At 31.1% G+C, this 10028-nt stretch carries 6 protein-coding genes and 1 tRNA gene; all 7 read right to left on the minus strand.

The genetic code is table 11. The features are described from left to right. Nucleotides 1-43: 43 nt before the first annotated feature. The 7 genes from IW20_RS25645 to IW20_RS26470 all read right to left on the minus strand — a co-directional run bounded on the left by IW20_RS25645 (nucleotide 44) and on the right by IW20_RS26470 (nucleotide 9597). Nucleotides 44-1819, minus strand: a complete 1776-nt coding sequence (locus IW20_RS25645; RefSeq protein WP_051886128.1) for a tetratricopeptide repeat protein — start codon at nucleotides 1817-1819, stop codon at nucleotides 44-46. Continuing rightward, a complete protein-coding gene (locus tag IW20_RS25650) occupies nucleotides 1809-4364 on the minus strand; it encodes a ribosomal protein L7/L12 (protein WP_051886130.1) in 2556 nt (851 codons plus the stop codon). The genes IW20_RS25645 and IW20_RS25650 overlap by 11 nt, the downstream gene beginning before the upstream one ends. Before the next feature lie 7 nt (nucleotides 4365-4371). Next, nucleotides 4372-5070 (minus strand): hypothetical protein, encoded by a 699-nt coding sequence (locus IW20_RS22625; protein ID WP_035627931.1) that lies wholly within the window; start codon nucleotides 5068-5070, stop codon nucleotides 4372-4374. A 1-nt stretch (nucleotide 5071) separates the two neighbouring features. Beyond that, nucleotides 5072-6202 carry an AAA family ATPase gene (locus tag IW20_RS22630; RefSeq protein WP_035627933.1) on the minus strand — a complete coding sequence of 377 codons (1131 nt, stop codon included), beginning with the start codon at nucleotides 6200-6202 and terminating at the stop codon, nucleotides 5072-5074. Nucleotides 6203-6237: 35 nt separating this feature from the next. Further along, nucleotides 6238-6864: a hypothetical protein gene (locus IW20_RS22635; protein ID WP_035627934.1), complete on the minus strand. Its 627-nt coding sequence runs from the start codon at nucleotides 6862-6864 to the stop codon at nucleotides 6238-6240. Nucleotides 6865-6999: 135 nt separating this feature from the next. After that, on the minus strand, nucleotides 7000-9240 hold the full coding sequence (locus IW20_RS22640; protein WP_035627935.1) for a prokaryotic RING finger family 4: 2241 nt from the start codon (nucleotides 9238-9240) through the stop codon (nucleotides 7000-7002). 240 nt (nucleotides 9241-9480) lie between these two features. Next, nucleotides 9481-9597 (minus strand) — tRNA-OTHER (locus IW20_RS26470). Nucleotides 9598-10028 lie beyond the last annotated feature (431 nt).

The raw sequence follows: 10028 nt of genomic DNA on the forward strand, positions 1-10028 counted from the left end.
ATTACATTCGTGGTTTTCTGTTTTAGATACAATAGATATAAATCTATCTAGTCTTTTTCTTTGCTTTAAGTTTGTACTTCATTATATCTTTTAGCATCAATTTATTATTTTTATTAAAATGTACTAATTCTGAAGCAACATCAGGATTTTTATCAATCCTATCTGCAACAATCTCATAAGCTATATTTTTTATCATTCTTTGGTTTTCCTCATGTTTTGTAAATTCATGCTTTAACAAATGAAGAAATACTGGTGCATTTTCTGGAATAACTGTATTTTTATAAACATCATTTATTGCAATTGATAAGTCTTCAGCTGAATCAATATTTGCTAAATAATTATTTAGACATTTCCCAGCATCTTTATTTGTCTTCCAACCCTGCAAAAGGATTTCCTGAGCTTCTGTTACATCACCAATCTTATTTTTATAAACCAGCGAAGCTTTTACATATTGAAAATTCGTTTTGTAATTTTCAATTACTCTATTAAAATACTTATCGGCTTCTTTTTTGTCTTTAAGAATCATATACAAATCTCCAACTTTCTCATCGTCGTTTAGCTCTTTATAAATTTCAATTGCTTCTTTGTACGCATGACCTTTTTCATAACATGTCGCTGCTTTTTGTTTGTTCTTGCAATACTTTAAATAGATTCCTGCAGCTTCACTATACAACTCCCTTTTTTCAAGAACTTCGGCTGCTTTTGGATAATTCTTTAATAATTTCAAATAAATGTGAGCCGCTTTCTGATAGTCTCCTTTCTCAATAAATTCCTCAGCCAATTTTTCATATTTGCTTTGCAAAGTGCTGAATCTTTGTGAATCAACCAGAAAAGATCCTCCGGAAGCTGAGTCGCTTCCACTCGATTCTCCTCGTGATAAAAATGATATAATTATAATAAATAAAGTTAAAATAACTAAAATTAAAACAACTACAAATACAAAAAAACTATGAGCTGTAAAATTTGAGTTTCCAGAGCTACAACTGCGAATACCAGACACAAAGAACAAAACTAAAATCAATCTAAAAATTAAAGTTAAACCGCCACTTTGTCCACCAAACAAGTCACCAATTTTACTAAAAAAAGATCTAAATACATTTCCACCAGAACCAAAAGAAAACTTCCCATAATTATCTCCTCTAGAGGTTCCTAATGTATCAAGCGGAATGGCATATTGTAAAGCCAATTTTGGATTCTTATCTAGAAAAGCCATAAACTTATCCATTTCTTTTTGGTTTCCTTTCATTACTTTTTGCATATCAAAAGGCATTTTCCCAATTATTTCTTCTTCTGAAGATGGATTTTCAATAGTCTCTAAAATCTTTTCCTGATCTATCTCGATACGCATCGAAGTTATGAATTGCGGAATCGAAACCGTTTTTGATGGTTCTGTTATTTCGATTTCTTTTTGCATTGGCAACTGAAGCAAATTTGCCCAGTTTACTTCTTCTTTTAATTCAACTAAACCAATTTCAGGATGCAAAAAATGATATGATTCTGAAAACAAATTAGACCATTCATCTTCTGTTAATTCAGGTGTGATTAAAGTATTTTCCGGAATAAATAACTTGTTTGCTGCCAATTGGTAAAAGTTATTTTTCCCAATCTCAGTAATTTTCATTTTACTCTGATTAAAAACTAATAAGCAACCCAGTAATTCATTTGCGTGTATACTTGGAACCGGAAAAACAGCAATAGAATCAAGTGATAACCCGATGTTTTGTATTTCATGAAGCCATACTTCCGCTGAGGCACTTTTAATGAAAATGCCTCCTTTAGGAAATGTGTTTTTTGTATTTATTTTTAATTTAAGCTCCATGATTCACGATATTCATAATAAAAGGTTTAAAATACTTTTCCATAAATACTTCATCAGCTATACTTTCTTTTGTATGACCTGGGATAAAGTAATCATTTCCAGCGTATTCATTTTCTGTTGCCATAATAGTACGCATGTTAATTATAAATGGAATATAAAACTTATCAAGTTTGGTATCGCTGCTTTCAAAAATTAAGATTCCATCTTTATTTCTAATTATACTTCCATCCTCAGATTCAAAAAGTACTGTTTCTATATAGCAAGTTGCTCCATTACTTTCAATTTCTTTTTTTAATTTTTCAGCATCATCTTTTTTTACGTTACTCAAAATAACATTAGATTCTCCATCGATAATATCTTTAGCTTCTTTTAAAGTTTTATCGGTATTTGTTTTTATTATCTGTACAACAGCCAAAGGTGATGTTCCTTTATTTTTTAAAATGAGGTTTACTTTTTCTTTAAATTTTATAGATAAATTTCCCAGTTGTCTGTGTGAAAATCTATGTTCCTTTCTGAACTCCAAATTCTCAATTCCGTACCCATTAATTATCAAGCAACTATCATAAACCACAATACTCTCTACTTTTTTAATTACAGCATATTTGCCTTTGCTGTATTTGTAATTATGAATAAAAGTAGATTTAACTTCGAGATTATTCCTAAAAGCTTGTCTTAGTTTTTCGTCTCTCAATGCTGCTGAACGAAAATCGTTAGCAATCTGGTAAAAAACTGGCAAAAGGTCTATAACACCTCCTGCTAAATAAAAATCCTGATTATATTCAAATACTTTGAGAGATGTATCATTAATTTTTTCATCAAAATCTTTATAACTTTTTAATTCTTTAGTATTAAGATTTATGGTGCTAGCATAATGTATTAAATCATAATAATGATACCAAAGTATTTTCTCTCCTTCACTATTCGTTTTCATCGCAAAATTGCCATTCTTAAACGGAAGGTTAGAAGCTATTTTCACAAATCCCTTATCAAATCTATCATTAGAGAACATAAATAAATTACCATTTATGTACATATAAAACTCATTGTTATGAGTAAATATATTTTGGTAAGATCGCTCAACAGGGTAAAGCAACAGCATACTTACATCTGCTATTTCTCTATCTCTTTGCTTTTTGTTTTTATTATCTTTTTGCCATAATTCCTCCAGCGGCATAATAATATGCTGCAACAGTTTCTTGCCTTTATTCTGATTTTTAAAAACATTAATATCCTGCATACCTATAGCAAAAACGTATTTTATATCATCAAAATACGTACTCATAGCATTTTGCATCGGAGCAAGCTTTAGGCTTTCCTCAGATGAAAAAAGAAATACTTCCTGACTCTTACTATTAATTTTATTTTCTGCAAAAAAAGAATCTAATCCTGCTGAACAGCTTAATTTACTACTAAGTTCAGTTAGAGAATTAATGACTTCGCTAACATTTTCTACTGAAACTTCCTTATAATCTTCGCCAACAACATAAACCTGACATTCGATATCGGTTTTAGGATGTCTGGCAATTGCGATAGCCGAAGCAAAAGCTAAAACTTTAGGATTTCCCCAGTTTTTTAAGGTATTATCTATTAACAAAATGCGCTTGAATTTATCTGCTTCTGGCGGCACTTCACGCTGAATATACAAGGCTTCGTTATTGGCAATTCTTGACATAAAAACATCATCATCATACGCAAATTCAGAAATTACGAGTTTATCAAAATCTCCTTTATTGGTTAAATCAGAAATTCCTCCAAGTGGTTGCTCACTCGGATGATTATGATGAAGCGGAATATTTAATCCTGACCAAAGTCGTTTAATAAGACTTCCTACATGAAATGTTTTGTCTTCTTCAATAAGCTGATCTACAAAATCAGTTACGTTATCAGATAGATTTTTTTCTTCTAAAATTTCCTCATTCAACGCATCATTTAAATCGTCATGTGGAATATTTTCCATCGCATCTAATATCGATTGAAGCGTTGGAAACTTAGTTTTTAGCAAAGCCAATGTTCTGAAATCTTTTCTAAAATTAGCCTCGTTGAATGGAATTTTTTCAGCTGTTTTTAATAAATGTTCTCTGTAATCTTTATATTCATCAAGAAGATTTTTTGCTTTTTCTGATGAAACTCTATTATGACATTCATGAAAAATAGTCTGAAATAACTTCATCCTTTTTTCGCCAACTTTATATTCATTTGGTAAACTAGACAGTAATTTCAAAAAATCTATACTGGCTCCAACTCTAAAGGATTGAGATTGTGGAAAAGCAGTTACTATATTCTTGCTTCTTACCAAATCATGAATCATTTCGATTGCTTGTTCATTCTCTGGATTTGTAGCTACAATGGCTAACAGTAAAGTTCCGAATGGCGGAATACTATCATCTGAAAGGTATTCTAAAATTTCAAAAACAAATTTCTCGTAACCAATAGTTTGTCCATTAGGGATTGTTATGGTCTCAAAGACACTATCTTCAGATAATATTTTATTCTCCCATTCCCAGAAATAGTCTTCGTATGATTGAAAATACTTTTGAAATTCCATTTTTATTTTATGAAAAAGTTAAGCGAAATGAACTTATTGAAAGTTGTTTTATTTGTGTTTTTGAAATAATTGAATAACTATTATCGGTATTCCAGAGTATTATATTTTCTTCTGACGGATTTAATTTTTCCTGAAGTATTTTGACTAAGGCAAACCATTCAAAATTATATCCTGTTGGAATTAAAAAATTATTATCAATCCAATACGTACTACCTTTTATAGGCAATAATGGATTCCCAATGATTAAGGCCCTTTTATCGATAATTACCCATTGCAAAGGTTCTAATCTATATTTTGGTGCCGACTCTATATACAGCTTCAATTCCTCGTAATCTACAAGCAAAGCAATAGCCTCTTTTATATCTTCTGAAGGTTTTAAAACTATTTTGAGCTTTTGGTCTACGCCAAAAAAGTTATGATTGAATTTAGGCAAAGAAACTGGTAATGCACGCAAAATTGGAGTCCACAATAATCCTGAAGGCAATTTTTTGGAAGGTAAAAGTTTTCCTTTTTCAAACAATAAATTATCCTTTAATTCATATATCGTTTTGTATGGAATTTGCTGAATTTCGGCTTCGGCTATTTGCTCCAAAGAAAAATCTTTAATCCAGATCGTATCAGTTTCAAAAGATACTTTTAGATTATCCCAATGTCTGATTAATCCCAAAAAATCTTTGTGTTCTTTTTTAATTTCTAAAAAATACATATTAAATAGTTTGAAGTATTTTTTGCCACAACGATTCTATATGATCCTGAATATATTTTTTCTTTTCGACATCTTTAATCCAGTCGCAACGGGTTTGAATATATCGTAGTTTATCTTTAATTACATTTTGCTCTTCAAAAGAAAGATTCTCAACTTGCCATTTTTCGGTTAAGTAATTAACTTCTTTCATCACGCTTTCGGCATCTGGAGTTTTGTTATACAATGCTTGCGGATGAGACGAATCTGAATTATCTTTTTCGATAATCTGATTAATTATTCCTTCCAGAATTTCAATCTGTTCTTCGTTATCCCAAATGTATTTTAAAACCCATAAATCAGATAAAACTGCCTCACTTCTGCCACACATTAAAGCACTTGCAGCAATAAGATTCTGAAGTTTTACTGCACGTCTGTCTGATACTTTTATACCCGTATTTCTTAAACTATGAATAATATCTACGTACTCATTTCTAATTGGGGTTAAATCTACCTTACGGCAAAGTTGTTGCAATTCTCTAATTTCGTCCGCTGAAATTGTTGGTACTTCTTTAGATGCATCACCTTCTAATTTCCATCCTGCCAATAATACTTCGTGTAATAAATCTGGAGCAACGTAATCACATTTTATACGAATTAAAAAACGGTCTAATAGCGCATTTAATGATTCATCTTCTGGCAAAACATTACTTGCGCCTACAAACATAAGTGCAGGAAGTTTTTTAGTTTCTTTACCACGACGAAATATCTTTTCATTCAACGCCATTAATAAACTATTCAGAATTGCTGAGTTTGCATTAAAAATCTCATCAAGAAATACCATCGAAGCCTCTGGCATCATTCCCTCAGTATTTGTTATTAATTCCCCTTCTTTAAGTTTACGAATATCAAAAGGTCCAAAAATTTCATTAGGTTCAGTAAAACGAGTCAAAAGATATTCGAAGTTTTTCCCGCCTTCAATTCCGTTAGATAATGCTCTGATAATAGCACTTTTTGCTGTTCCTGGAGGCCCTAACAAAAAAGCGTTTTCTCTGGCTAATAATCCAATTCCTAACAAATCTATAATTTCATTCTTTCCAACAAAAGTGTCTTTAATATGCTTTAAAACAATATTTAATTTATCGGTAGTTTTCATTTACTTACTTCTATTTTTATTTTATTCGTATCATTTTATAATTGTGCCCAAAAGAGTTTTCTATAATCTCCAAATCCTATTTCTAATTGTTTTTTTATAAAATCAGATTCGGTAAATTTTATTGCTTTTCTCTGTACAATTCGGTCTATATAAAGTTGCTGCAAACAATCATTTTCAGCAAGAATCTCAAAATCTATTTTTTCTATGTCAACCTCAAATCCTACAGCCGAATAATGAAACTGAAATAAATGTTTTTCAAGAATAGGAATAACCAAATCGTCAGGGTCTATCCTTTTCATTTCCATGATAATTTGCGGTAAAAAACGCAGACAAATATCCGCAGAAAGTATTGCCGATGCATTTATTTCTCCCTTATAATCTGGCAAAAGCATCACCAAATCTTTAATATTATGTTCTCTATATAATAATAGTTGTGCCGCTAGATATACTGTTTTGGATGCCCACAAAGCCGCTTCAGAATTAAATTCGGGAGCTATACCGGGATAATCTAAAATTTCCCTTTCATATTCGGTTTCCAGAAATGAGGTAACATCTGTCTCTTCTTCTCTAGAAATCGTAATTACTTTATCATACAGAATAATCTGTTCAATTGTTCTGAGATGATATATTGTATCTAAAAAAGGTGTTTTTGTAGTATTCATGCGTTAAGTTAGTTTCTTACTTTTAAAACTAATTATGAAGTAAAATCTTAAGTCTGTAAATATATAATTAAATCCTCTCACTTATAAAAACAAAAGTAAAAACCACGAACATTACATTCGTAGTTTTTTACTTTTTTAATCTATTAATAATTGGGTAACTGCAGCCGAATTAATTGCCCAATTTGCATCGTAAACCTCATCGGCAGTTGCTGCTTCTACAATTTCCAAACCTTGCGCTTCGGCTTTAAGAACTAACAAACTTCCTATGTTTAATTTACTGTTCAGCTTAGCTAATAATGCTTTTACACCTTTATAATCTAATCCTTGTACAACTTGACCAGCAAAAGTCATTTCTAACCAAATGATTTCTCTTTTGGCTACATCCAAAACTCCAAAAACAAGCCCTTTAGCAACATTTTGTGTCACTCTAACCTGATGATCTACACAAGATGGATCATAAGCAACTCCTGTTTTCTCGGATATTTTCATCGGATGTTTGCTATTCATCCAACCTACTATTAAATTCGGACTTATACTTCCGTTACTATATGCATTACAGGTAAAAGTTACAAACTTGGCATTTGCTTTAGCTAATTCGTCGATATTTATGTTGATATATTCAGCCGTACCTATTTTATTCGGAATTCTTTGTATATCTCCACTATGCTTACATCCTTTAGTTTCTAATCGGCTAAAAGAACAAATATCTGCACTATCTTCATAAGCAATATGGCAGCTTAAATCCATATCCAGATGTTGCGCTGGTAAATCATTACCCCATTGCATAAACAATCGCACTTCGTTACCTTCAATAGGGAAACGTGTTCCCATTAAAGCAACTGGTAAATCCTGAACATTTTCGCTTCTATCTCCTATCGAAACAGGAATATTAAACAATTGTGGATCTATATAAATTGTCTTATTTTCATTTGCAATAGCAGCAAATCTTTTCTTCATTGCCAAGATACAAACGTCTTCGATTTGATTTTTCATCACATCCAATTGTTCATCTGTATACAATGACAACAAACGATTTGGCTCAATTCTTTTAGTAGTTCCACCCAATGGTTTCACACTTCTCTGAATCGTTTTATCAAAATAATTTTGAGCGTACATATTCAAAGTAAAAACCAATCGTGCTGGCACTTTATCTATAATTTCATTAAAATGTGCTATCGTTTCATCGGCTCCAAACCAAAGCATATTCGAAAATAACGAACGAGCAAATAATCCTGGTCGTTGTTTTAGCAAAGCAAAAGTTTTATCTGCATCTAATTTCAAACGAAAATGATTTAGATTCCCTTGCCAAACTTCGTAAGTCTGGTTATAGAACGTATCTAATAAAACGGCTAATTTTTCGAAACCTTTTCTTTTGCTATATTCAGGCAAACGCAATGCTCTAATAAAACGAACCCACATTCCTCTTTTTGGATGCATGATTTCGCAAGCAGTATCAGCACTCATTTCAATATTATTCAACCAATTGGCAACCATTAAACATTCTTTTCTAGAATATTTAAGTTTCAGGTTCTCCTTGGCAGTTATTCTGGCTTGTACACTATTATCTAGCATATGTGCCAGGTGCTGATTGTTTTTTTCAACTCTCTGAATAATTGTTTTTGGATCTATAACTTGCAATAAATTGGTTTTCTTGTACCATAAATATCTCAAAATATCTGCTGGCGTTTTAAAATATTGTGTTGCTTTTTCGGCTTGATCTTGCTCGATTAATGCATCGATAACAAGCATCAACGTTTCTTTCATTGCAACAGCAACATCTGGCAATGGCAAATGCACAATTAAAGCTTTTAAACTTTCTACCTGAGTAGCATCCAGAGCTGTTTTTGATGTCAATAACGAAGTAAAGAAATCATTTAGCTCTTTTTCCGACCATAATTCTAAAACCTTTAATTTACTCCCTTGTCCATAGTTTTCTATCTTTCCAAATTCAAATGGAGTACCACAAAAAGGGCAACCATTATATCTTTCCAAAGGAAAAGTATCGTTAGGAATAATATGTCCGCATTGTAAAGTGATTCCGTTACTAGACTTAAAAAGATTAGCAAACAAAGTCGCCATATGATCTAAAACAGATTCTCCAGTAGGAACATTCCATTCTTTAACCAATGGAGTCCAGTTTTTATTTGTTCCCAAAACGTCTTTTAAAACGTCTAAAACTTCAATTTTATAATTCGGATTTACATTATTTAAAGCATGTAATAACGATTCTGAAAAAGTGAATCCAAGTTTTGAAACATTAGCTACTAAAGCCAATGTTGTACCTGATATTTTTTTAACATCATTTGCAATAAATTCTGTTGGAATAAAGATTGCGCTCTGACGTAAACTGATTTTTAATAATTCTTGTGTTTTCATTTTTTTAATTTTAAAAATTTAGATAATTGTGTTTCTAGTTCTACCTAAAAGATTTTTGAAGTAAGAAACACTTGACCTTAAATTCGAGGATAATTGATTAACTAAATGCTACCTGCTGGGTCTCCCCGAGAAGTAAGTTAATCTTGACCCTCATTTTTTTTTAATGATAATTGTAAAACTCGTTCGGATTCGAACCGAAATTAGCCGTGTTCTGAAGTAAGTTTTAATGACCATTAATTGTGGAGCAGGTGGGAATCGAACCCACGACACGGGCGTTATCAATGCGAGAAGTAAGTTAAGATTGACCTTTTGAGGATAATTTCAGAACTACCTGCTCTACCGCTGAGCTACTGCCCCATATTTTATAAAATGAATTAATCGATAATTGTTAAAGTATATCTTAAATGGTTATTGAAGTAACTTTAGACTTGACCTGATTAATTCATTTTGTTTTATTTAAAAGAACGTGTTTTTATTTCTTGAGCAAATATTCAAATTGCACTACGCAATTATTCTGCGTAGTTAAAATATATTTTTTTAATATGTATTAATTTCTTTTTACTTCTGAAACATTTCGCTCCTAAAATCTGATTTTACTTTGCAAAAGCATCCTTTTATTTATTCAAAAACCAGTAAAAACCTTCTTTTAATTACTTTATTATATTTCTTATTAAAAATTTACATTTATCTATAAATCAAGTATTTATACCTGATTATTTTTTAATTTAATTAATTAGTTTTATTCGCTTTTTAAAAAAGCTTCTGTAAATAAATGATACCTACAAAAA

Origin of the sequence: Flavobacterium hydatis (assembly GCF_000737695.1) — a bacterium.
Lineage (GTDB): Bacteria > Bacteroidota > Bacteroidia > Flavobacteriales > Flavobacteriaceae > Flavobacterium > Flavobacterium hydatis.